This is a genomic window from Amycolatopsis sp. NBC_01480, assembly GCF_036227205.1.
Lineage (GTDB): Bacteria > Actinomycetota > Actinomycetes > Mycobacteriales > Pseudonocardiaceae > Amycolatopsis.
This window is the reverse complement of record NZ_CP109442.1, coordinates 3,934,599-3,957,387: the sequence shown is the minus strand read 5'-3', so window position 1 is coordinate 3,957,387 and position 22,789 is coordinate 3,934,599. Positions and strand designations below refer to the sequence as shown.

General features: G+C 69.7%; 26 protein-coding genes. 10 read left to right on the top strand and 16 right to left on the bottom strand.

All coding sequences use genetic code 11. The features are described from left to right. The first annotated feature begins 298 nt into the window (after nucleotides 1-298). The 5 genes from OG371_RS19010 (at nucleotide 299) to OG371_RS18990 (ending at nucleotide 4,448) form a co-directional block, all read left to right on the top strand. The gene (locus OG371_RS19010; protein WP_329071039.1) at nucleotides 299-991 is read left to right on the top strand and encodes a hypothetical protein; all 693 of its coding nucleotides are present in this window, start codon (nucleotides 299-301) and stop codon (nucleotides 989-991) included. A 362-nt stretch (nucleotides 992-1,353) separates the two neighbouring features. After that, nucleotides 1,354-1,482 (top strand): hypothetical protein, encoded by a 129-nt coding sequence (locus tag OG371_RS19005; protein WP_329071037.1) that lies wholly within the window; start codon nucleotides 1,354-1,356, stop codon nucleotides 1,480-1,482. Then, nucleotides 1,482-2,081 carry a hypothetical protein gene (locus OG371_RS19000; RefSeq protein ID WP_329071035.1) on the top strand — a complete coding sequence of 200 codons (600 nt, stop codon included), beginning with the start codon at nucleotides 1,482-1,484 and terminating at the stop codon, nucleotides 2,079-2,081. Before OG371_RS19005 ends, OG371_RS19000 begins: the two co-directional genes overlap by 1 nt. After that, on the top strand, nucleotides 2,081-4,213 hold the full coding sequence (locus OG371_RS18995) for a putative T7SS-secreted protein (protein ID WP_329071032.1): 2,133 nt from the start codon (nucleotides 2,081-2,083) through the stop codon (nucleotides 4,211-4,213). The genes OG371_RS19000 and OG371_RS18995 overlap by 1 nt, the downstream gene beginning before the upstream one ends. Nucleotides 4,214-4,217: 4 nt before the next feature. Further along, nucleotides 4,218-4,448 (top strand): hypothetical protein, encoded by a 231-nt coding sequence (locus OG371_RS18990; RefSeq protein WP_329071030.1) that lies wholly within the window; start codon nucleotides 4,218-4,220, stop codon nucleotides 4,446-4,448. A gap of 52 nt (nucleotides 4,449-4,500) precedes the next feature. Here the strand turns inward: OG371_RS18990 and OG371_RS18985 are convergent, their stop codons facing one another. Next, nucleotides 4,501-5,367, bottom strand: coding sequence for an ADP-ribosylglycohydrolase family protein (locus OG371_RS18985; RefSeq protein ID WP_329071028.1), 867 nt, complete (start codon nucleotides 5,365-5,367; stop codon nucleotides 4,501-4,503). 172 nt (nucleotides 5,368-5,539) lie between these two features. On the opposite strand from OG371_RS18985, the gene OG371_RS18980 reads away from it, so the two are divergent. From OG371_RS18980 to OG371_RS18965, 4 genes are read left to right on the top strand one after another with little or no spacing between them, the layout of a single operon-like run. Further along, nucleotides 5,540-6,121 carry a chorismate mutase gene (locus tag OG371_RS18980; RefSeq protein WP_329071026.1) on the top strand — a complete coding sequence of 194 codons (582 nt, stop codon included), beginning with the start codon at nucleotides 5,540-5,542 and terminating at the stop codon, nucleotides 6,119-6,121. Nucleotides 6,122-6,130: 9 nt separating this feature from the next. After that, a complete protein-coding gene (locus OG371_RS18975) occupies nucleotides 6,131-6,604 on the top strand; it encodes a SitI3 family protein (RefSeq protein WP_329071024.1) in 474 nt (157 codons plus the stop codon). Next, nucleotides 6,601-6,924 (top strand): colicin immunity domain-containing protein, encoded by a 324-nt coding sequence (locus OG371_RS18970; protein ID WP_329071022.1) that lies wholly within the window; start codon nucleotides 6,601-6,603, stop codon nucleotides 6,922-6,924. The genes OG371_RS18975 and OG371_RS18970 overlap by 4 nt, the downstream gene beginning before the upstream one ends. 13 nt (nucleotides 6,925-6,937) lie before the next feature. Then, a complete protein-coding gene (locus OG371_RS18965; protein ID WP_329071019.1) occupies nucleotides 6,938-7,387 on the top strand; it encodes a SitI3 family protein in 450 nt (149 codons plus the stop codon). A gap of 48 nt (nucleotides 7,388-7,435) precedes the next feature. Here the strand turns inward: OG371_RS18965 and OG371_RS18960 are convergent, their stop codons facing one another. From OG371_RS18960 to rplJ, 14 genes are all read right to left on the bottom strand, one after another. Continuing rightward, nucleotides 7,436-8,437 (bottom strand): hypothetical protein, encoded by a 1,002-nt coding sequence (locus tag OG371_RS18960; RefSeq protein WP_442876170.1) that lies wholly within the window; start codon nucleotides 8,435-8,437, stop codon nucleotides 7,436-7,438. 84 nt (nucleotides 8,438-8,521) lie between these two features. Then, nucleotides 8,522-9,115: a hypothetical protein gene (locus OG371_RS18955; protein ID WP_329071015.1), complete on the bottom strand. Its 594-nt coding sequence runs from the start codon at nucleotides 9,113-9,115 to the stop codon at nucleotides 8,522-8,524. A gap of 36 nt (nucleotides 9,116-9,151) precedes the next feature. Then, nucleotides 9,152-10,414, bottom strand: a complete 1,263-nt coding sequence (locus OG371_RS18950) for an MlaD family protein (protein WP_329071013.1) — start codon at nucleotides 10,412-10,414, stop codon at nucleotides 9,152-9,154. Then, nucleotides 10,414-11,640, bottom strand: coding sequence for an MCE family protein (locus OG371_RS18945; protein ID WP_329071011.1), 1,227 nt, complete (start codon nucleotides 11,638-11,640; stop codon nucleotides 10,414-10,416). The genes OG371_RS18950 and OG371_RS18945 overlap by 1 nt, the downstream gene beginning before the upstream one ends. A gap of 2 nt (nucleotides 11,641-11,642) precedes the next feature. Continuing rightward, nucleotides 11,643-12,821 carry an MCE family protein gene (locus OG371_RS18940; protein ID WP_329071010.1) on the bottom strand — a complete coding sequence of 393 codons (1,179 nt, stop codon included), beginning with the start codon at nucleotides 12,819-12,821 and terminating at the stop codon, nucleotides 11,643-11,645. Then, nucleotides 12,818-13,804, bottom strand: coding sequence for an MCE family protein (locus tag OG371_RS18935; RefSeq protein ID WP_329071008.1), 987 nt, complete (start codon nucleotides 13,802-13,804; stop codon nucleotides 12,818-12,820). The genes OG371_RS18940 and OG371_RS18935 overlap by 4 nt, the downstream gene beginning before the upstream one ends. After that, complete coding sequence (locus OG371_RS18930; protein WP_329071005.1) at nucleotides 13,801-14,832, bottom strand: MCE family protein; 1,032 nt, start codon at nucleotides 14,830-14,832, stop codon at nucleotides 13,801-13,803. Before OG371_RS18930 ends, OG371_RS18935 begins: the two co-directional genes overlap by 4 nt. After that, nucleotides 14,829-16,163, bottom strand: coding sequence for an MCE family protein (locus tag OG371_RS18925; protein ID WP_329071003.1), 1,335 nt, complete (start codon nucleotides 16,161-16,163; stop codon nucleotides 14,829-14,831). Before OG371_RS18925 ends, OG371_RS18930 begins: the two co-directional genes overlap by 4 nt. After that, on the bottom strand, nucleotides 16,160-16,996 hold the full coding sequence (locus OG371_RS18920; RefSeq protein ID WP_328606165.1) for an MlaE family ABC transporter permease: 837 nt from the start codon (nucleotides 16,994-16,996) through the stop codon (nucleotides 16,160-16,162). Before OG371_RS18920 ends, OG371_RS18925 begins: the two co-directional genes overlap by 4 nt. A 2-nt stretch (nucleotides 16,997-16,998) precedes the next feature. Continuing rightward, complete coding sequence (locus tag OG371_RS18915; RefSeq protein WP_329073170.1) at nucleotides 16,999-17,751, bottom strand: MlaE family ABC transporter permease; 753 nt, start codon at nucleotides 17,749-17,751, stop codon at nucleotides 16,999-17,001. Nucleotides 17,752-17,792: 41 nt separating this feature from the next. Then, nucleotides 17,793-19,016: an ABC transporter ATP-binding protein gene (locus tag OG371_RS18910; RefSeq protein WP_329070999.1), complete on the bottom strand. Its 1,224-nt coding sequence runs from the start codon at nucleotides 19,014-19,016 to the stop codon at nucleotides 17,793-17,795. 272 nt (nucleotides 19,017-19,288) lie between these two features. Beyond that, nucleotides 19,289-19,570: a hypothetical protein gene (locus tag OG371_RS18905; RefSeq protein ID WP_329070997.1), complete on the bottom strand. Its 282-nt coding sequence runs from the start codon at nucleotides 19,568-19,570 to the stop codon at nucleotides 19,289-19,291. A gap of 84 nt (nucleotides 19,571-19,654) precedes the next feature. After that, on the bottom strand, nucleotides 19,655-20,041 hold the full coding sequence (gene rplL, locus OG371_RS18900; RefSeq protein ID WP_329070995.1) for a 50S ribosomal protein L7/L12: 387 nt from the start codon (nucleotides 20,039-20,041) through the stop codon (nucleotides 19,655-19,657). Between the two features lie 50 nt (nucleotides 20,042-20,091). Then, complete coding sequence (gene rplJ / locus OG371_RS18895) at nucleotides 20,092-20,646, bottom strand: 50S ribosomal protein L10 (protein WP_315653863.1); 555 nt, start codon at nucleotides 20,644-20,646, stop codon at nucleotides 20,092-20,094. 558 nt (nucleotides 20,647-21,204) lie between these two features. Between rplJ and OG371_RS18890 the strand changes: the two genes are divergently transcribed. Continuing rightward, on the top strand, nucleotides 21,205-22,089 hold the full coding sequence (locus OG371_RS18890; protein WP_442876169.1) for a hypothetical protein: 885 nt from the start codon (nucleotides 21,205-21,207) through the stop codon (nucleotides 22,087-22,089). On the opposite strand, the gene OG371_RS18885 is transcribed toward OG371_RS18890, so the two are convergent. Further along, nucleotides 22,073-22,783 carry an IclR family transcriptional regulator gene (locus tag OG371_RS18885; RefSeq protein ID WP_329070992.1) on the bottom strand — a complete coding sequence of 237 codons (711 nt, stop codon included), beginning with the start codon at nucleotides 22,781-22,783 and terminating at the stop codon, nucleotides 22,073-22,075. The genes OG371_RS18890 and OG371_RS18885 overlap by 17 nt on opposite strands. Nucleotides 22,784-22,789: the final 6 nt, after the last annotated feature.

Genomic DNA, 22,789 nt, shown 5'->3' with positions numbered 1-22,789 from the left:
CCTCCGGCTTACCCGGTTTCGCGCCCCTCCCGCAAGGTTCGCGTTCCCCGGCCGTCGCCGTTGGCAGTAAGCGTGAACCCACGGCGCGCGAGAGTCAAGATGCCACACGGGGGTCCCGCCGGTTGGCGCAGCGTTGAACAGGGGGTGCGGAGGGTGACAACCGGGATGATCATCCCGGTTACCCCCGGGTACCTGCGGAATCGGGCCGCGGCGGCCGTTTCGGACAGCCGGTCCGGGCGGCAAAACGGTGTTCCCCGTCACGGCCCCAGCCCCTGTCCGACGGGGCTACGGTCGCTTCGTGGACCCCGACGACCCGGCTTACCGCGCTGACCCCGTGGAGCAGACCGAGTGGGACGGCGTGACGAGCCGGGACGGGCACGACCCGCGCGACCTGGCCGTCCGGGATCGACTCGCCGACGCCGCGTCGGGAGCCGACTGGTCGACGGTGCTCAGGACCCTGGAGACGGCGCCGCACCTGGTCAACGCGTCGCGCCTGGGCAGCCGGCGGGGTTACTCACCGCTGCACCAGGCGGCCTGGCACGGCGCGCCTCGCGACGTCGTCGAGGAGCTCCTGGACCGCGGCGCGTGGCGGACGCTGCGGACCGGCCTGTACGGCCAGCGCGCCACCGACGTCGCCGCCGAGCGCGGTCACGAGGAGACCGCGGGGCTGCTGACGCCGTCGCCCCGCCACGAGGTGCCCGACGAGGTCCTGGACGGTCTCGGCGCGCAGCTCCACCTCCTGATCCGGGGCCGGTCCGCGGAACTCGTCGTGCGTCACCGCCTGCGACTGCCGCAGCTGGGCCCGCTGACCGAGCTGACCCGTCCGCGCCTGTGGTTCCCGATCCCCGGCCAGTACGGCGGGTTCAGCATCGAGCTGACCGGGCACGAACTGTCGGTGACGAGCTGGAACCGCGTCGTCGGCGGGTGGGCGCAGCAGCACCGGGTGACGGTGGACAGCATTCATCTGGTCGAGGCCGGGATGGACCTGTAGTCCGTCGTATACCCGATAAGTCGGATTTCGGTGAGAGATTTTCGCTTACTCCTTGCGAAAGCCTGTACGCGGTGCGTCAGCGGTCGATAGGGTCCCGCGCCGGGAGATCATTCGTGATCAAGGGGTGGGGAATTGCCAGAACTGACCGAACTGGTCGCGCGCGTTCGAGCGGGCGACGGCGCGGGCGCGGCGATGGTCGCGGTCTTTCGCGACACCGTTGTCCTTGTACCGCAAGAAGAATCGCGCACACTGGCCGCCGGCGACGCCGGTGGGATCCGCTGGCTGTCGCGTTCACGTCCGAGGCGGAGCTGGCTCGCTGGGCCCTCGCGCGCGGCGCGGACGGGGCCTCGGGCCAGGCCTACGTGAGTGTCCTGGGGCGACGACTGCTGCGCAGCGGCGCGGGGGTGGCGCTCGACGTGGCCGGCCAGGCGCCGATGCTGCTGCCACCGGTACGCGGCATCGTGCCCGACGAGCTGGCGGTGGACGCCTGATGGCCGGCGAGGGTTACGGCCTGGAGCCGGCCGCGCTGCAGGAGACCGCGCAGGGCATCAACACCGCCATTACGGAGCTGAAGGCGATCGGCGTCGACGAAGCCGGCGAGTCCGGCCGCGGGTTCTCCGAGCTTTCGCTGTCCGGCCTGGAGATCGGGCACGAGGGCCTGCAGGGCGCGTTCGACGCGTTCTGCGAGCGCTGGTCCTGGGGCGTGCGCACGCTGGTGCAGGACGGCAACGAGATGGCGAGCCGGCTCGGCTTGGCCGCCGGGCGGTATCACGACATGGAGCAGTACGCGGTGGGCCTGCTGAAGGACGTCGTGTCGGACGTCGGCGGCGACCCGCACAAGTCGGACGAGCAGGTGGCGCAGGAGTCCTGGCAGCAGCTCGCCGCCGACAGCCGTCCGGACTACAGCGCCGCGTCCTGGGACAAGGCCGGGAGCCAGATGGCCGCGCAGTGGAAGGCGGAGGGACGCGACCTGGCCGAAGGCCCGATGGGGCTCGGCAAGACGGCCGCCAACGCGATCGGCGTGGGAGACGCGTACGCGCACGTCGAGGACCAGGCGTTCGGCCCCGTACCGCAGCAGGATGCCCACTGATGGGGCTCTGGAACTTCATCGACGAGATCGGCGACGACCTCGAGGACACCGTCGAGTCGGTCGGCCGCGGGGTCGGAAAGGCCGCTGACGACGTCGCGCACTTCGTCGGCGACGGGCTGGACAGCGTGGGGCTGCACTCGGCGGCCGAAGCGGTCGACGGCTTCGGCGACTCGGTGGCCGACACCTTCGGCGCGCAGGTCGGCGAGGAACAGCTCGGGCAGACCGAGGACCCGACCCGGCTCGTGCACGGCGACGCCGGCGCGATCACCGAATCGGCCGGGCACCTGGCGAAGTTCGCGACGGCGTTCGGCAACACCGCCGAAGGGCTGGCGAAGGTCGACACCGCGCACTGGACCGGCTCGGCCGCGGACGCGTTCCGCGCGTCGTACCACCAGCACCCGGCGCAGTGGTCCGACGCCGCCGCCGCGTGCGCGAAAGCGGCCACGGCGCTGACCTCATACGCCGCCGTGGTGCGGTGGGCCCAGGCTCAGGCCGCCGAGGCCGTGAAGCTGTACAAGCAGGCGAAACAGGACTCCGAACACGCCAGGTCCGCGTACAACCAGCAGGTCCTCGCCTATACCGCGCAAGAGGGGCCGAGGCCGGCGGACTTCCGCGATCCCGGCGCCGACGGGGCGCAACGCGCGCAAGACCTGCTGGGCCAAGCCCGCCGGCGGCGCGGTGAGGAGGGCGACCGGGCCAAGGCCGCGGTCGACGCGGCCACCGCCACGGCACCCGCCGAGCCGAAGTTCACCGACCGGCTGCTGAACGACGCCGGCGACCTGGTGGACATGGGCATGGACGGCGTCACCCACTTCTACGGCGGGATCATCAAGGGCGCCTTCGGGATCGCGAAGTTCGCGCGCTCGGTGAGCCCGTTCGACCCGTACAACATCACGCACCCCGCGGAGTACGTCGCCGGCCTGTCCGGCACGGCCGCCGGGCTGCTGCACACCGTGAACCACCCGATGGACCTGCTCAAGGGCATGGTCGGCGACGGCTGGGGCAGCGACCCGGCCGAGGCCTTCGGCAAGCTCATCCCGAACATCGCGCTGGGCGCGGCCACGGACGGCGCGGGCACGGCCGGCGCGGCGGCGGAGCGCGTCGCCGTCGGCGTGGGCGAGGAGGCCGCCGAAGGGGCCGCGGTGACCGTGGGCCGGAGCGCGGCGGAGACCGCCGGCCGGGACGCCGCGTCGGCGATCGGCGACGACGCGGCGGCCACGGCCGGCCGGGACCTCGCCGGCCCGCCGGGCGGGACCACGGCCTCCGACGCGGCGGGATGGGGCGACCACGGCTACGGCGCCCACGAGGATTTCGGCCCGGCGGGCGACTTCGGCCCGTCCAGCCACGCCGAGCCTCCTGCGCCCGAACCGCAGCCGTCGCACTACGGCACCCCGCCGGAGGCGTCGTGGGACAAGTCCGAGCTGATCGAGAAGCCCGACATCGCCGGGCGCCTGGACGGCCACGCCCCCGCGGACCCCGGTGTGCACCACGACATCGGCTCGCGCCTCGACGGACCCGCCCCGGACCACGCCGCGCCGCATCATCCCGGGGACTACCAGGACCCCGGCCACCACGCCGGCGCGGCCGACCACCAGGCGTTCAACGACAAGTTCGGGCCCGGCAACGAGCGGCTGCTGCAGGAGCAGCTGGACCGGGCACCCGACGTGGGACTCGGCAACGAGGAGGTCCGCGCGCTGGACCACTACACCGGCATGGCGCACCAGGACCTCAACAGCGCGCTGCGCGCCGGCGACACGGGGGCGCTGCGCACGATGGACCCGGAGATCAGCGAAGCCGTGTCGGGCCTGAACAAGCTCCCCGCGCACCAGGGCGAGGTGTACCGCGGCATCGACATCGCGCCCCATGACATGAACGCGTTCCTGGACCGCTATTCGCCCGGCGCCTCGGTGCGCGAGCCCGCGTTCACCAGCGCGGACATGAACCAGGCGTTCAGCGGGAACGTCGAATTCGTCATCCAGTCGACCACCGGCAAGGACATCTCGTGGCTGAAGGACGCCTCGGTCGGCCAGAGCGAGGTGCTGTTCCCGCCGGGCAGCGGCTTCCGCGTGCTCGGCCGTGACCAGGACGCCGCGGGAAACTGGAAGATCCACCTCAAGGACCTGGGAAGGTGAGGGAATGCCCGAAGAGCCGCTGAGCAACGAAGAGCTGCGCCGCCGCTACCACACGAACATCGAGGACCTGCCGCCCGAGCTGCAGGAGCCGCTGCGCAAGCTGATGGCCGCCGATGCGCGCAACCGCGCCACCGGGAAGGTCGCGCCGCCGCGCCGTCCCGGCGACAACTTCGCCATCGGCCTCGACGACAACCTCGAACCGTTCCCGGTCGACAAGCAGCAACCGCCGCAGTGAACCCGCCCGGACGCGGCCCCGATCACGATGGGGCCGCCTCCGGCGGACGCGGTCAGAGCCAGTCGGGCAGGGGCTCCGTGGCCTGGAGCCATTCCACGGGGATCTCGTGGGCGCCGGCGGCCAGCACGCCGCCCGCGATGGCCGCCACGGTGTCGACGTCTTCGGCGAGGCGGGCGACCAGCCACATCGCCTCGACGTACGCGGCGGAGTGGCGGGCGGCGATCCAGAGCGCCAGCGGGACAGTGTCGTGCGCGGCGATCTCGCGGCCGGTGCCCAGTGTCCTGGCGGCGTCAGCGGGGTCGGCGCCGGAGCGCAGGAGTTCGAGCGCCGTCGTCAGGCCGTCACGGACGCGGCCCGGCGGGACGAACGGGATCACCGAGGAGAGCAGGTCCGGGCCGCCGAGGGTCGGCTGGACGGCCCGCATCGCCGCGGCCGCCGCGACCGCCACCGCACCTGCCACCCCTTCGAAGTGCGCGTGCGTCACCACGGCGGATTGTTCGGCCTCGCGCAGCACTCGCGGCAGGTCCGCGCCGTACCAGGCGCCGAGCGGGGCGACTCGCATCGCGGCGCCGTTGCCCCACGAACCGGAGCCGCCGAACGCCGTCGCGGCCAGCTCCGGCCACGGCTGCCCCGCGCGGATGTCCTGCACCAAACGCGCGACGCCGGATCCGTACCCGCGGTCGGGATCGTGGTGGGTGGCGAAGGACGCCGCGAGCGCATTCTGGTCGACGTGGCCTGCGCGGCGCAGGACCGCGTAGAGGGAGCACGCCATCTCGGTGTCGTCCGTCCACCGCCACGGCGCGGTCGGCAACTGCCGCCCGACGATGTTGGGATGGTCGCCCGGCAGCAGGATCTGCGCCCCGAACGCGTCGCCGACGGCCAGTCCACGGAGGCTCGCGAACGCTTGCTGATCAGTCACCGCCCCAACCTAGCCGGGCCGCGGCCGCCAGGTCCGCGGTCCCCTCAAGAGTCCACTGTGGATGATTTTCGGGCACGAACTGTGTCCACCCGGCGGAAATCGCGGGTCCCGGGCCTCGTCCGCCGGTAAGATCAGCCGCGATCCCGGTGCCGCGCGTCGAAGGGAAAAGCCCATGTCCGTGTCGAGGTCCGTGCGGCGGTTCGCCGTGACCATCGCCGTGGTTCTGGCGGCACTCACCATCGGAGGCACTCAGGCCATGGCCGCACCCGACGCCGCCGGCCGGCTGGGCCCGCTGACCGACCTGGTCGTCCAGCGGCTCAAGGTGAGCGACCAGGTCGCGGCCGCGAAGTTCGGCACCGGCAAGCCCATCGACGACCCGGTCCGCGAACAGCAGGAGCTGGCCGACGTTCGCGCCCGGGCCACCACCCTCGGCATCGACCCGGACCGCACGGCGGCCTTCTTCCAGGACCAGATCGCCGCGAGCAAGGTCGTCCAGCGCGGCCTGTTCGACCGCTGGACCAAGCACCCGGACCAGGCACCCACCACCCGCCCGGACCTGAACGAGATCCGCGTGGAACTCGACCAGCTGACCACGTCGCTGCTGCAACAACTCGTCGCCACCGACGGAGTCCGGCACCCGGGGATCACGTGCCGCGTGCAGGTCACGGAGGCCCAGCTGTCGGCCATCGTGATCGACCGGCTCGACGGACTGCACCGGGACGCGTTGCGGACGGCTTTGCGGTCGGTCTGCTGAGCTGCGTGCATGTCGCTCGACTACAGCTTCGACATGGCGACTGAGCTGTCGCTTGAGCTGTTCGCCCGGGAGGTGGTCGACGTCGCGCGGGAATTCGGCCTGGTCGAGGCAGCGGTCACCCCTGAGCAGATCGTTTCCGATGGCGCCAAGACAACCCTCGGCACGTGGCTCAAGGTCTATGCGCCCGCCCCTCCCCCGTGGGCCCCGGAAGTCACGGAGCTGGGCATCACCGCCACGGTGAGCATCTCGTTCGAGCTGTACAAGCACGACAAGCTCGAGGAGCAGAAGGACGACTTTGTGCGCATCGTGGGTCGGCTGCTCAGGAGGGTTCCTGGAGACGCGGTCCTCACCGGGATGGAGAACCACTGGCTGGTCCGCCGTGGCGACGAATTGGACGTCAGCGAGGTCGACTACCTCTGGCCACCGCATCGGCTGGCCGAACTGCCAGAGCCGTACCGGCGTATGACGCACGTCTACGGGTGAGCACCCGGGACAGACCGGCGCGACGCGACCTGGTCGGCTATGTGGAGTTGATCGACCGGTTCGTCGGCCGGGAGATCGACGCCGGGCTATTCGAGGCCGAGTACCTGCGCATGGTCAAGGACGACGAGGTCATGCACGGCGATCCAGCCTTCGGGGCCATCGACGAGCTGTTCTTCCACGTCGACGAGTACTTCGTGCTGCCGGATGCTTCAGCGGACGACCGCGCTCGCGCAGAGGAAGCACTGCGTGCGCGGGCCCGAGCTGCCGGAGAGAAGCTTCGCGTTCTTAGAACCCAGCCGAGGAACCTTGATGTCTCTTGACTACTCACTCAAGATGGCGACTGAGCTGTCGCCGGACGAGTTTGCCCGCGAGGTACTCGATCTCGGGATCGCGGCCGGAGTGTTCGACAACTCGGTGACGCCCGAACTGATCACCACGGACGGGGCCGTGACCGCGCGCAAGGCTTGGTCGCGGGTCTACGAGCCCAAGCCTGAGCCATGGTGGCCGGAGGTCACCGAACTAGGCATCACCACCACAGTCGGGCTGGCGTTCCAGCTGTACAAGCACGACGCGATCAGCGAGCAGATGGACGACGTCGTCCGGCTCAGCGCGCGGATGCTCGAACGGCTCACCGGCGATGCGATCCTCACCGGCCTCGACGTGCTCTGGCTGGTCCGCAAAGACGGCACCCTCGACGTCAGCGAAAACCCCGACATCTGGACCCCCGAACGGCTCGCCGAACTCCCTCAGCCCTACCGCCGCCGCACGCACTCCTACGACTGATGCCCCGCCCGGAGAATCCCAGGGCGGGGCATCAAACAGAGAAAGAACCTACTTCGAAGGCGGCGGCGAGGCCGGGGCCGACGAAGCCGGAGCCTGACCGGCCGGGGCCGGGGGCGCCTTGTATGTGTCCAGGTCCGTGATCTTCCACGTGTTGCCCTGCAGCTGGGCGTCGACGTGGAGTTGGGCGCTGCCGGCGGTGGTTTGCTTGGTGTCGGCGCGGGTGGAGGTTTGGTCGACGAACACCATGACGCGGGCGCGGTCGCCGTCGAGCATGATGACGGCGCTGCGGGTGACCTTGCAGGTCACCACCATTTTCTGTTGCGGCGCAAGGCGTTTCACCTCGCCCATCAGCGAGTTGTACTTGGCCTTGACGTCGTTGTTCGCCAGGAGGTTGTTGGCGGCGTCCTCGGTCTTCTTGATGTTGTTGAAGTCGTAGGAGAACAGGGACTCCGTCGCCTGCGAGACCTGGTCCTTGACCTGCGCGGTCTTCGCCACGTCCAGCAGCGCGGTGTTGCTCGTGGCGCCCTCCGCGGTGTCGTACTGCAGCTTGAAGAACACCGCCAGGCCCGCGAGCACCAAACCGACGATCACCAGGCCGATGGTCAGCATCTGGCCGGTCGGACGGTTCGGGCGCGCCGTCGAGACGCTGATGCTCTCCTCGCCGGAAGTCTCCGCCTCGTCCAGGTCGACGGGCTTCGCCGTGCCCCCGTCGCGGCGCTTGCGGCGGGGACGAGCCGGAGCGTCGGCCTCAGAGGTGTCGGACACCTCCTCGCCGGTGAGCGGGTCGACCTCGGTGGGAGCTTCGTCCGCAGCCTCAACGGGCTGGGGATCAGCGTCCGGCGAAGCGACCGGCTTGGCCCGGCTGATGCCGCCGGGCAGCCGGATCTCCTGCGTGGTTTCGGCAGCCGACGGGGCCGAGCTGGTCAGCGGCCCGGGCCGCGGCACCGGACGCGGCCGCGGCTTCGAAGGAGCCGGAGACGCAGCCGACTCAGCCGGTTCGACGGGCGCTGGTGCCGGGTCCGCGTTCGGCGGCTTGCGCATCCCGGCCACCTTCGGCCGGCGGGCCGGCGGGGTGCTGCTGCGGGGCGGCTGGCGGCGAGAGGGGGGCACTACGGGACTCCGTTCTGGGTGAAGCTACTGGCCGGCGGCGACGAGGGGGACGTTGTCGATGCCGGACAGCTTCCAGTCGCTTCCGACGCGGACCATCGAGACCTCGAGGCGGATGGCCTTCGAAGCGGTCTGGCCGCCCGCGCTGTTCATCGTGGTGATCGCGGCCAGGAAGCTCGCCTTGCCCTCGTGGTCGTCGAGTTCCTCGACGGCGATGTCCTGGACGGTGGTGCTGACCTTCACCTTCTGGTCGGTCAGCGCCTTCGAGTAGTTCGGGCGGGCCGCGTCGATCTGCTTGGACATGTCGTCGTTCGACACGGCCTTCTGGTTGGCGAAGTAGTCGTCGAGGTGGGTGTAGTCGACCTCGGTGTACGCCTTCACCGCGGCGGTGCCCTGCTTGACCACCTCGTCGCGCGAGGCCGCCAGCGCGGCGTTGGTGCCCGAGGCCGCCGACCACCACATGATGCCGAACACGACCGCCACCACCAGCGCGGCGAGCGCGAAGGCGCCGGCGCCGTACAGCCAGATGCGCGGCGAGCCCGGCAGCGCCCGTGAGGACGGGGCGGCCGAGGGGGTCACCTCTTCCTCGGCTTCCTCGGTGGTGGCTGGGTTGGTGCTCATAACGCTCCAGAGTAGGTAACGGTCATCAAATCCATGTCAGCCGAGCCCGAGCAACGCTCCCAGGCTGTTCAACGAGACACCCGGGCTCCCCGCTACGCCCGGCACCTGCGCGTCGCGCTGGTCCTGCAGCTCCTGCGCGGGCCGGCCGGCGTTGTTGTTCACGTCCTGCTGTGACGGCGCGACCGGAACACCGTTGTACGGCGCGTTCTGGGAGCCGCGGACGTTGATCGGGCTGCCCTTCGGCTCGGCGCAGTAGGCGTTGTCGTCCGCCGGCCGCGTCGCGAGGTCCGCCCCGGTGCGGTACTGGCTGTACGGCAGATAACCCTTGGTGCACGAGGGCGGGTTGAACAGGTTGAGCACCAGCCCGAGGTGCGCGGTGCCGTCGCCCGGCGCGACGCTGGGCCCCGCGGCCGCCAGCGCCGGGTAGGTCACCAGGCCCTGCTCGATGCCGTCGAGGCGGGTCACGGTGAGGTTGGCCGTGGTCAGCAGGTTCGCCACCAGGGCGCCCAGACCGGGCCCGGTCTCGGTGATCACCTGGGTGATCTGGTTCGCCACCTGCGGCGTGATGCCGATCAGCTTGCGCAGCTGCGGGTCCGAGTTCTTCAGCGTGCCGGTCAGCTCGTTGAGGCTCTTCGAGAAGTCGGCGAAGTTGGCGGCCTCGTGGTTCTGCGTGTCCAGCACCTGGCCGCCGGCGTCCAGCAGGTTGACGGTCTGCGGCAGGTACTGCTGCGCCGTGGTGGTGAAGCTGCGCGCGGTGTCCAGCAACGTCTGCAGGTCGCCGCCGGTGCCGCGGAACGCGTCGTAGGACTCGTCGACGACGGTGCGCAGCGAGTCCGTCGGCACCGAAGCGGCGAGCGAGTCGAGGTCCGAGAGCAGCTGGTCGGTGCTCACCGGAGTGGACGTCTTCGCCGCCGGGATCACCGAGCCCGCCGCCAGGTACGGGCCGCTGTCCACCTTCGGCTGCAGGTCCACGTACTGCTCGCCGACCGCGGACCGGTTCGCGACCACCACAGCGAGGTTCGAGGGCACCTGCGGCGCCGACGGATCGATGTTGAGGTCCGCTTCGAGCCCGGTCTGGGTCAGCCGCAGCGGCCCGACGCGGCCGACGTTGAAGCCGCGGTAGGTCACTTCGGCGTTGGTGAAGATGCCGCCCGATTCGTTGAGCTCGAGCTTCACCGTGTAGCCGCTGCTGCCGAACACCGTGCCGAGGCCGGCGAACCGGATCAGCGCGTACACCAGCGCCACGATCGAGATGATCGCGAACGCCACCAGCTGGAACTTCGTCTTGCGCAGCAGCATCAGCCCGCCCCTCCCGAAAGCAGGCCGAACAGGCCCGTGAGACCGCTCTGCTGCTGTGGCTGCCCGCCGCCCTGTCCGCCGGAGGCGTTCGGCTGCGAGCCCGAACCGGTCTGGCCCGGGATCGGCAACGGCGGCGCCTGGTTCCCCGGTGTGCCGCTGACCCCGCCGGTCAGGCCGGGCACCGGCAGGATCCCGGACAGCCCGTTCTGCCGGCTGCTGCCGAGGTTGTCGATGATGTCCTTCAGATTCAGGTCGACCTTCGCGAAGAGGTTGAAGTAGTCGCCCTTCACGTCGTCGTAGGCCTGGTCGCTGAACGGGAACGTCAGCAGGATCTGCAGCGCCTTCGGCAGGTCGTTGCCCGCCTCGCCGAGCTTCTGCAGCGTCGGGGTGAGGGCCTTGAGGTCGGCCACGAGGTCCGCCTTGCTCTTGTTGACCGTGTCGGTCGCGACGCCGGAGAGGTTGTTCAGCGCGTTCAGCATCGTCACGAGCTGGCCGCGTTGCTGCTCCAGCACGCCGAGGCCGGGGCCGAGGTTGTCGACGGCGCCGACCAGCTTGTCCTTCTGGTCCTTGAGGGTCATCGAAAGCCGGTTCAGCCCGTCGAGCGCGCGCGTGATGTTCGACGACTGCTGGTCGAGGTTGGTCACCAGCTCGTTGGCGTTGTCCAGCAGCGCCTTGATGTCCGGCTCCTTGCCGGCCGTCGCGTTGTTCAGCTCCTTGGTGATGGTGTTCAGCTGCGCCACACCACCGCCGTTGAGCAGCAGCGACAGCGCGCCGAGCACCTCTTCCACCTCGACGTCACGGCCGGTGCGGGCGAGCGGGATGGTGGCGTTGTCCGCCAGCTGCCCCTGTGCCTCGGTGCCGCCGGGCGAGGACAGCTCCACGTACTTCTCGCCGAGCAGGCTCGACTGCTTCACGTTCGCCAGCGCGTTCGCCGGGAGCTTCACGTCGCCGTTGACCTTCAGGGTCACTTCGGCGTGCCAGTGGTCCGGCGTCAGCCCGATCGACTCGACGCGCCCCACCGGCACCTCGTTCACCTTCACACCGGCCTGCGGCACGAGGTCGAGCACGTCCTGGAACTGCACCTTCACCGTGTACGGGTGGCTGCCGAGGTCGGCGCCGCCGGGCAGCGGCACGTCGTAGATGCCGCTGAACCCGCAGCCGCTCAGCACCAGCGCGGACACCGTGGTGACCACCCCGGCGCCGGCGAACTTCGTGAGTCGCTTCACGATCAGCTCCCCGTCCCGTAGACCTGGCCCGCGAGCGGGAGCGGCAGTGGTGGCAGCTTGCCGTTCTCCAGCGACTGCAGCACCTGCGCCGTCGACGGCAGCGGCACCAGCCCGTCGACCACGCCGGCGACGCCGTCGCACGCGCTGCCGAGCAGAGCCTTGGTGGCGGCGGTCTGCTTGAGCAGGTTGCAGACCATCACCAGCGGCGGCGCGGTCAGCTCGTTCAGGTTCGGCCGGGCGTCGAGCGTGCCGGACGAGCCGTTGTAGACGTTCACCAGGTTCGACAGGCCGACGGGCGCGACGTCGAGGATCTCGGCGAGCGCGCTGCGCTGGTCGACCAGCACCTTGGTGACGCTGGCCAGCTTGTCCACATTGGACTTCAGCCGGCCGCGGTTCTGCTCGATGAAGCTCTGCACCGAGGTCAGCGTCGTGCCCAGCTGCTGCACCGTGGCGGCGAGATTGTCCTTCTCCCCGGCCAGATAACCGCTGACGTCGGCCAGCTGGCTCTCGAACTGGCGCACCTGGCCGTCGCTGTTCACCAGCGTCTGGGAGAACTGGCCCAGGTTCTGCACGGTCTGGAACAGGTCGTCCTTGTTGCCCGCCAGCGTGCCGGAGGCCTGGCCCAGCTTGGTGATCGTGTCGTGCAGGGCCTGGCCGTTGCCGTCGAGGTTCTTCGCCGCGGTGTTCAGCAGGTCCGAGAGCGAGCCGTTTTTGTTGGCGCCGTTGGGTCCGAGCGTCTCGCTCACCTTCGCCAGGCTGGCGGCGAGCTGGTCGACCTCCAGCGGCACCTCGGTGCGGCTCAACGGGATCACGGCGCCGTCGGAGATCTGCGGGCCGCCGGTGTACGCCGGGGCCAGCTGCACGTAGCGGTCGCTGACCAGCGACGGCGCCACGATCAGCGCCTTCGCGTCGGCGGGCACCGGGATCGAGCGGTCGTACTCGAGGTCGACCCGGACCTGGTTGCCCATCGGCTGGATCTTGGTGACGGTGCCCATGTCCACGCCGAGCATCCGCACGCTGTTGCCCTCGTACAGGCCGACCGCGCCGGAGAAGTACGCGGTCAGGTGGGTGCGCCCGGCGTCCTTGAGCGTCCACCAGAGCCCGCCGGCGACCACCAGCGCGAGCACGATCGCGATGGTGAAGCCGCGGGTGAGGGACTGGCCGAAGCGGGTGTCGGTCATTTCGAGTAACACCCCTCTTGGTTGAGCGGGCCGACCGAGGGCAGCACCAGACCGCAGATGTAGTTGTCGAACCAGTGCCCGGTGCCGATGGTGTTGGTGAACACCCGGATGAACGGGGCGAACTTCGCGATGCCCTGGGCCAGCGAGTCCTGGTTCCGCTGCAGCATCGAGGTCAGCTGGTCGAGGTTCGTCAGCACCGGGTCCAGCTGCTTGTCGTTGTCGTCCACCAGGCCCTGCAACTGCGTGGCCAGCTGGCGCGAGCCGTCGAGCAGGGCGCTGATCGCCTGCTCGCGCTTCGACACCTCGTCCAGCAGCTGGTTCCCGTCGGTGATCAGCTTGGTCACCTCGGCGTCGCGGTCGACCAGCGTCTGCGACACCTCACGGGTGTTGGCCAGCAGGTTCGACAACTGCGAGTCGCGCTTCGCGATGGTGTCCGACAGCTTCGACAGGCCCGAGAGCGCGCCCTTCACGTCCGACGGGGTGTTCGCGAAGGTCTGCGTGATCGCGTCGAAGCTCTGCGCGAGCTGGTCGGTGTTGATGTTGTCGACCGTCTGCGAGAGGCCGCGGAAGGCGTCGAGCACGTCGAACGGCGACATCGTCCGGTCCCGCGGGATCGTCTGGTCGGGGTTCAGCGTGCCGACGCCCTGCGGGTCGAGCGACAGGTACTTCTGGCCGAGCAGCGTCTTGATCTTGATCGCCGCCGTGGTCTTGTCGCCGAGCCAGGCGTCCTTGACCTTGAACGACACCTTGACGCTGGCGCCGTCGATCTTGATCGCGGACACCTTGCCGACCTTGACGCCGGCCACCCGCACGTCGTTGTCCGTGGTCAGGCCGGCGGCCTCGGAGAACTCGGCGCTGTAGGTGGTGCCGCCGCCGATGACCGGCAGGCTGTCGGAGTTCAGCGCGGCGATGAAGCCGAGCGCGAGCACCGCGATGCCGACCAGCGCGATCGGCACGGGATTGCGTTTCTGGAACGACTTCATCCGCTGCACCTCTCACGGTTCGAGGGCAGCAGCGGGACGTCGATCGGCTGGTTGATCAGCGGAGGCAGGGCAATGCTCCCCTTCATCTCGCACGCGTAGAAGTTGAACCACGAGCCGTAGTCCGCGGTGCGGGTCAGCGCGCTGACCTTCTGCGGCAGGAACTGGATGAAGTGCTCGAGGTCCGGCTGGTTCTGGTCGAGCCGGCTGGTGAGCGTGCCGAGCGCGCTGATGTCGTCCTTCAGCGGCGCCCGGGCGTCGCCGAGCAGGCCGGCGGTCGTGGTGGCCAGGTTGCCCAGGCCCTGGATCGCGTCGCCGATCGGCTTGCGGTCCGCGGCCAGTCCGGACACCAGCTGCTGCAGCTTCACGATCAGGTCGGACAGCTGCGGCGTGTGCGCGTTCACCGTGTCGAGCACCGAGTTGAGGTTGTCGATCACCTCGCCGATGACCTGGTCCTTGTCCGCGATCGCGGTGGTCAGCGAAGCGGTGTGCGACAGCAGGCTCTCCACGGTGCCGCCCTCGCCCTGCAGGACCTGGATGACCTCGTAGGAGAGCTTGTTGACGTCGTCCGGGTTCAGCGCGGTGAACAGCGGCTTGAACCCGTTGAACAGCTCGGTGAGGTCCAGGGCCGGCGTGGTCCGCTCCAGCGGAATGGTGCCGCCGGGCGCGAGCATCGCGCCGGTGGTGTTGCTGCCCTCGCCGAGCGAGACGTAACGCTGGCCGACCAGGTTGCGGAACTTGATCTGCGCGGTGACCCCGGCGGGCAGCTTGAGCCCGGTGTCCACCTCGAAGTCCACCTGCGCCTGGCGCTTGTCCACGATCTTGACGTCCTTGACCTGCCCCACCCGGACGCCGGCGATGCGGACGTCGTCGTTGGGCAGCAGCAGCGTCGCGTCGGTGAACCGCGCCGAGTACTCGTTGGTGCTGGTGGTGTTGATGTTCGCGATGCTGATGCCGAGCACCGTGGTGAACAGCACGGTGACCACCACGAAGATCGACAGCTTGATCAGCGGCGCGAGCAGGCCCCTCACTTGACCGTCACCTCCGCACCTCGGTAGAGCGGGCCGACGAGCAGTGAGCCCCAGCCCGGGAAGTCGCTCGCCGGCATCCCGACCTGCGGGCCGACCAGCTGTGACAGGAACTCGTTCTCACCGGCCGAGTAGGCCGGGTTGCCGCCCGCGGCGCCGCCGCCGAGGCTGTTGGCCACGTCGGCCTTGAAGTTGGCCGGGTTCAGCCCCTCGCCGACCGTCTTGGGGGAGGTCGTGTGCGTGGTGCCGTCCTTGAACGCGCCGTCCGGCGGGTCCTGCGGGAACGGGTTCGGCGCCGGGTTCAGGTCGTAACAGCGGGGGCCGCGCTTGTCGTCGAACCGCGGCTCGTCCTGGCCTGCCTTGTACGGCCCGCGGTTGACCACCACCTCGATGGTCGCGTGCAGGCCCGGCTGGCCCGTGCCCTTGCCCAGCGCCTTGTCGATCACCGGCACCATCTTCGCCATCTGGCCGATCACGCACGGGTACTCGGGCGCGTACTTGGCCAGCAGCTCGGCGGTCGGCCGCGCCGTGCCGGCCAGGCTGATGATGTTCTGCTCGTTGTTCTCCAGGAACGTCTGCAGGTCCTGCGAAGCCGTGGTCAGGCTGCCGTAGAGGCTCGAGAGGTTCTGCTGCTCGTCCACCACGGTCCGGGTGGTCGTGCTCAGGTTGTCGAGGCTCTGCACCAGGTCCGGCGCGGAGTTGCTCAGGTTCCCGGAGAACTGCGCGAGCGCCTTGAGGTCGTGCTGCAGCTGCGGCTCGTGCGGGTTCAGCTGGCCGATGTAGTCGCCCAGCTGGGAAAGCGTGTCGCCGAGCGGCTTGCCGCGGCCCTGCAGCGCGGTCGAGATCGCGGTGAGCGTGCTCGAAAGCTTCTGCGGCTGCACCGCCTGCAGCACCGGCAGCAGGTGCTCGAACGCCTGCTCCAGGTCGATCGCGCTGGACGTGCGGTCCTGCGGGATCACGTCGCCGGTGGCCAGCGTCTTGGTGGACGGGTCCTTCGGGATCTGCAGCGAGACGTACCGCTCGCCGAACAGCGTCTTCGGCAGGAACCGCGCGGACACGTTCTGCGGGATCAACTTCGCCGACGCCGGGTCGAGCCGCAGGGTCAGCTCGGCGCCGTTGCCGGTCACCGCGATGTCGTCGACCGAGCCGACGATCAGCCCGCGCACCTTCACGTCCGACTGCTTGAGCAGCTGGTTGCCGATGCTGTCGGCCTCGAGCTTCACGGTGACGAAGCTGGTGAACGACTTGTTGTACAGGGCGATGCTCAGCGCGATGCCGCCCACCAGCAGGGCCACGAGCAGCAGGCCCAGCAGCCTGCGCCGTAGTGCGATCATCCCGCAATCCTCACCGTGACGTCGGTCCCCCAGATGGCGAAACCGATGAAGAAGTTCACGATCGAAACCGTGACGATGCTCAGCCGCACCGCCTTGCCGACCGCCACGCCGACCCCGGCCGGCCCGCCGGAGGCCCGGTAGCCGAAGTAGCAGTGCGAAAGAATGATCAAGACGCTGAAGATCAGCACCTTGATGAACGAGTACAACACGTCCTGTGGAGGTAGGAAGAGGTCGAAGTAATGGTCGTAGGTCCCGGCTGACTGGTTGTAGATGTAGATAACGACCAGCCGCGAGGCGAGATACGAGCTGAGCAGGCCGATGATGTACAGCGGGATCACCGCGACGAAGCCGGCGATGATCCGCGTGGTCACCAGGTACGGCAGGCTCGGCACGCCCATCACCTCGAGCGCGTCGATCTCCTCGGAGATCCGCATCGCGCCGAGCTGCGCGGTGAACCCGGCGCCGACCGTCGCGCTCAAGGCGAGCCCGGCGACCAGCGGGGCGATCTCGCGGGTGTTGAAGAACGCGGTCAGGAAGCCGGTGAACGCCGAGGTGCCGATCGAGTTCAGCGCCGAGTAGCCCTGCAGGCCGACCAGGACACCGGTGAACAGGGTCAGGCCGACCATCACGCCGACCGTGCCGCCGATGACCGCGAGCGAGCCGGAGCCGAAGCTGACCTCGGCCAGCAGCCGCAGCACTTCCTTCATGTAGCGGCGCAGCGTCCGCGGCGTCCAGAGCAGCGCCCGGCCGTAGAACGACATCTGGTCGCCGAGCGTGTCCAGGGTCTGGAGCGGGCGGTTCGCGATCCGCTTGGCCCCCGCGATGAACGTCATGGCTAGTCCAGCTTTCCGGGCACGATCTGCAGGTAGATCAGCGTGATCACGAAGTTCACGACGAACAGCAGCAGGAAGGTGATGACGACGGACTGGTTCACGGCGTCCCCGACGCCCTTCGGGCCGCCGCTCGGGTGCAGGCCCCGGTAGGCGGCGACCACCGCGGCGATGAACCCGAAGATCAGCGCCTTCAGCTCACCGACCCAGAGGTCGGGCAGCTGCGCCAGCGCGGAGAAGCTCGCCAGGTACGCACCCGGGGTGCCGCCCTGGAGGATGACGTTGAAGAAGTAGCCGCCGAGCACGCCGATGACGCTGACCATGCCGTTGAGCAGCAACGCGATCAGCATCATGGCCAGCGCGCGGGGCACGATCAGGCGCTGGACCGCGGAGACGCCCAGCACCTCCATCGCGTCGATCTCCTCGCGGATGGTGCGGGCGCCGATGTCCGCGCAGACCGCGCTGCCGCCCGCGCCGGCCACCAGCAGCGCGGTGACCAGCGGGCTGGCCTGCTGCACTGTGGCGAGCACCGAGCCCGCGCCGGTGTACGACTGCGCGCCGAGCTGGCGTGCGAGCGAGCCGAACTGCAGTGAGATGACCGCGCCGAACGGGATCGCGACGAGTGCCGTCGGCAGGATCGTCACGCTCGCGATGAACCACGACTGCTGGATGAACTCCCGCAGCTGGAACGGGCGCTGGAACAGGCCCCGGATGATGTCCAGGCCGAGGGCGAACAGGTTCCCGGTCTCGCGGAGCATGCCGTAGCCGGGGATCTTCTTCGCCTGCGTCGCGTTGGAGCTCACGCGCCACCTGGCCCGTTCCTGGGCGGGTAGCCGGTGCCGGGTCTCGGGGCTTCACCCGCGTTGCCGGGGTTGCCGCTCCAGCCGCCCGGGATCCGGGCGACCTGGTCGGCCGGCAGCTCGCCGTGGTGCTGGTTGGGCACCGGGCCGGTGACCCGCGGGATCTGCTGGGTGTCCCCGAGGCCGTGCCGGGCGGGCACCGGCGCGCCGTGGCTCGGGTGGACGTTGTAGTGCCGCTGCTCCTCCGGCGAGAGGGACTCGATGATCCCTTCCTGCGCGGCGGGCGGGAGGGTGTGCAGGATCCGCATCACGCGGTCCATCCGGCGGCGGGCGCCCGCGCGCTCCGGCAGGCCGGGGCTGGGCTGCATCTGCGGGACGACGCCGCGGATGTCCTCGTCCGGCGAGCCGTCGGAGTGCCCGGCCGCGGCCTCGGCCTCCTCGCGCGCCATCGTGGCGGTGTCCTTCTCCTCGGACATGCCGATGGGGCCGCGCTTGCGGCCGTTGAGGAACTGCTCGACCACGGGCTCGTCACTGGTCAGCAGCACCTCGCGCGGGCCGAACATGACCAGTTCCTTGCGGAACAGCATGCCCAGGTTGTCCGGCACGGTGCGGGCCAGGTTGATGTTGTGGGAGACGATCAGGATCGTCGCGTCGATCTGGGTGTTCAGGTCGATCAGCAGCTGCGAGATGTACGCGGTGCGCACCGGGTCGAGGCCGGAGTCCGGCTCGTCGACGAGGATGATCTGCGGGTCGAGCACCAGTGCCCGCGCGAGGCCGGCGCGCTTGCGCATACCGCCGGAGATCTCGCCGGGCAGCTTCTTGTCCGCGCCGGCCAGACCGGTCATCTCCAGCTTCTCGTTGACGATGCGGCGGATCTCGGTCTCGGACTTCTTGGTGTGCTCGCGCAGCGGGAAGGCGACGTTGTCGTACAGGTTCATCGAGCCGAACAGCGCGCCGTCCTGGAACAGGACCCCGAACAGCTTCCGGACTTCGTACAGCTTGCGCTCGGAGCACGTGACGATGTCGACGCCGTTGATCACGCAGCGCCCGCGGTCGGGCTTGAGCAGGCCGATCATCGACTTCAGGAACACGGACTTGCCGGTTCCCGACGGGCCGAGCATCGCGGACACCTCGCCGGGCGGCAGGGTCAGCGTCACGTCCCGCCAGATGGTCTGCCTGCCGAAGGACTTCGTGAGACCTTCGATGACCACCTCGGCACCCATCGCACCTCCAGGAGCTGTTCCGCGTCGTCGCGCACCGCCGCCCCGCGCCACCGGCCGGCAGCGGAGCCCGCGCCGAATGCGCGCCGCGATCCCCGCGTCAACCAGGTGCAACGAGCTGAATGCGCATAGGTTACTCACCAGTTTTCTTTCCTGGCCAGGCCTGTGGGCACCTCACCCGGTAGAGCAGAGATCGGGTGACCGCTGGCAGCACGGTAGTGCACGTCACTCCGGGATGCAGAGCCAGGCGGGGCAACGATTCGCACTCGTTCGGACTAACAGGAGTAAGCGGAACAGATCGGCTCGCTACTGGACGTGACGTGGTTGGCCTCCACCGTCTGCACTGCGATGACGATCCCGCAGATCACGGACGCGACCACGCCGAGCACGGCGATGACCGTCAGCCCGAGGAGGTAACGGCGCGTGGCGACCTGCTGAGCCAGCACCTCGACGAGGATGCGCTGCAGGTGGAGCTCGTTCTGGCCTTCTTCGGCGGAGGTCTTCAACCGCCGCTCGACCCCGGGCGGGCCGAGAGCGCCCAACGAGCTGTTACGCATCGCGGGCAAACGGAAGGGGCGGGCATCCACTCGGGATGCCCGCCCCTTCACGAGGTGGTGCAGCAGGCGCTCACGCGCCCGTGATCACTTGATGGAGATCTTGGCGCCCGCGGCCTCGAGCTTCTCCTTGGCGGCCTCGGCGGCCTCCTTGTCGACCTTCTCCAGGAGGGCCTTGGGAGCGGCCTCGACCAGCTCCTTGGCCTCCTTCAGGCCCAGGCCCGAGACGACCTCGCGGACGACCTTGATGACCTGGATCTTCTTGTCGCCGGCGCCCTCGAGGACGACGTCGAACTCGTCCTGCTCCTCGGCGGCGGCCGGGGCGGCGCCACCCGGGGCGGCGGCCACGACGGCGGCCGGCGCGGCGGCGGTGACGTCGAAGGTGTCCTCGAACTCCTTCACGAACTCGGACAGCTCAAGAAGGGTGAGCTCCTTGAAGGCGTCGATCAGCTCGGCGGTGCTCAGCTTCGCCATGATGGCTTCCTCTCAAAAAAACGAACGGGAACGTTCGGGGTGGGGGGTGTTCAGCTCTCGGCGGGTGCTTCGGCTGCTTCGGTACCGGTGGCGTTGCGCTGCTTCTCCTCCAGCGCGGCAGCCAGGCGGGCGACCTGGGACGCCGGCGCCTGGAACAGCGCAGCGGCCTGGGAAAGCTTCGCCTTGAACGCGCCCGCTGCCTTGGAGAGCAGGACCTCACGGCTGTCGAGATCGGCGATCTTGGTGATCTCGTCCACGGACAGCGGCTTGCCGTCCATGTAGCCGCCCTTGATGACAAGCGCGTTGTTTTCCTTCGCGAAGTCGCGAAGGGCCTTCGCGGCGTTGACCGGCTCACCCTCGATGAAGGCGATCGCGGTCGCGCCCACGAACAGGTCCTCGAGCCCCTCGACGCCGGCGTCCTTGGCGGCACGCTCGACGAGGGTGTTCTTCGCGACCCGGTACTTGGCACTGGTGCCGAGAGCGCGGCGCAGCTGGGACAGCTGGGACACGGAGAGGCCGGTGTACTGGGTAACGACGGTGGCCGAGCTGCTGCGGAAGCTCTCCGCGATCTCGGCGACGGCCGCCACCTTGTCGGGCTTCGCCATGGTCGCCTCCTCTCTTGGCTAGTGTTTCCACTGGCACGAGAGCCCCATCGAAACGACAAAACGCCCCTGCGCAACAGGCGCGGGGCGTTTGATGGCACACGACCGGGGTCGCGGGCGAGCCTCGTTCCTCCTGCGCGGGCCGCCTGCACGTTTCGTGGCAGGACCTTCGTTCTTCACGCCATGGGGCGCTCGGAAAACCAGCGGTCTTCGGTAGAACCGTGGACAAGCATACGACACGCTTTCCCGACTCTTCCCGCCACCCCCTCCTGACCAGCGACAAGACGCCCGGGTTCGGAGAATTCACACCCGAGCGGGCATCATGGTGACGTGGCGGAGCAGCGTGATCACAGCGAGCGGACCGGCGACCCCGACCCGGGTCCCACCCCTGCCGACGGCACCCCGCCGGTGTCGCAGCCGCCGGGCTCAGCGCCCGGCCCGGCCGCGCAAACGCCTGCGCCGCAACAGAATCCGGCCGAGAGCGGGCCGCAGCTTCCGGCCGTGACACAGCCTGGCGCGCAACCCCCCGCACTGCCGCAGCCCGGCGCGCAGCCGCCCGCGCTGCCGCAGCCCGGCGCCCAGCCACCCGCATTGCCGCAGCCTTCCGCGCAGCCACCCGCACTGCCACAGCCGTCCGAGGGGCAGCCCGCGCTCGATCCCGAGCAACTACGCCAGTTCCAGCAATTCCAGCAGTTCCAGGACTATCTGCGGTTCACCCAGGCCCAGCAGGGCAACCAGCCCGCTCCGGCCCCCGACGCCGGGCTGGTCGCCGTGGGAGCGCAGCCGCCGGCGACGCAGCCGGGCTGGCAGCCGCCCGTCCCGCCGGGCCCGCCGGGAGCGTTGGCGCCGTACGAACAGCCCCGCCGCCCGCGCCGCGGAGCCCCGCGCTGGCTGAAGCGCCTCGGCGGCAAGGTCCTGGGCTGGCTGATCGTGATCCTGCTGATCGCGATCGCCGCCACCTGGGCCTACCGCCACTTCTTCCCCAGCGACGAAGGCAAGTCCTCGGCCCAGATCGCGGCCGAAGGCGGCGGGACCTATCACACCAACCACATCTACTCGACGAACCCGTACGAGGCCGTGCGCTTCGTCTACCACAACATCGCGCAGGGCCTCGTCGACGACGCTTGCGGCCGGTTCCGCGAGGACGTGCAGACCAAGTTCGCCAAGGACGTCGGGCAGCCGGACTGCCGGGTGGCCGTTCAGGCGCTGCACAAGCAGGTCACCAACATGAACGACTACGCCGAATCGCTTCCGTCCTATGTGTCCGGTCCGCCGCCCGCCGACGTCACGACCATCGACTCCTGCGACTACGCCGTCGTGGGCGGGCCCGCGCTCGGCGTCTTCCAGGTGACCAAGGTCGACAAGGGCCAGTGGCTCATCACCGGCCACTCGCCCGGGCCGGAGAAGTGCTCCCCGTCGCAGCCCTCGACTACGCCGACTTCCTGAGCAGCCCCACCAGTTCCGTGAGCCGTCCCGTCACGATCGCCGACGGGGCCGACAAAGCGAGCGCCGCCACCACCCGGTCCGATTCGACGACCGGGACGGCGACCGCCGCCATCGTCTCCAGCACGTGGCCCGAGTCGACCAGGGCGTAACCCTCCGCGCGGATCGTGGCCAACGCAGTCAGCAGGTCGACGGCCGCGCGGGTGTCGGGGCCGAATTCGTGCGTCACCGCGGCGCGGCGGGCGGCCTCGGGGAGCGACGCGAGCAGGACGCGGCCCGCCGCCGTGTGCGGCAGGGCCGAGCGCAGCGAGCGGGAAAGCGCGTAGTCGAACGGCTCGTCCGTGCCGGCCCAATCGACGTACACCGCGCTGTCGCCCACCTGCACCGCGAGCAAAGCGGCGCAGCCCGACGCCGAAGCCAGCTCGGCCAGCGACGCGTGCGGGATCGACCGCACCGGCACGCGCCCTGAGCGCACGGTCAGCACGTGCGGCGCCGGGCCCAGCACGAAACGGCGGTCCTCCTCGTCGAGGTAGCCGACCGCCGCCAGGCCGTTCACCAGCTTCTGCACCGACGACACCGGCGCGTCCAGCCGGGCCGCGAGCTGCGTCAACGTCAGCCCCGACGCGCTGTTCGCCACCGCCTCCAGGATCGACGCCACCCGGTCGACCGTGCGGTGGTGCTGCCGAGATTTATCCATATAGAT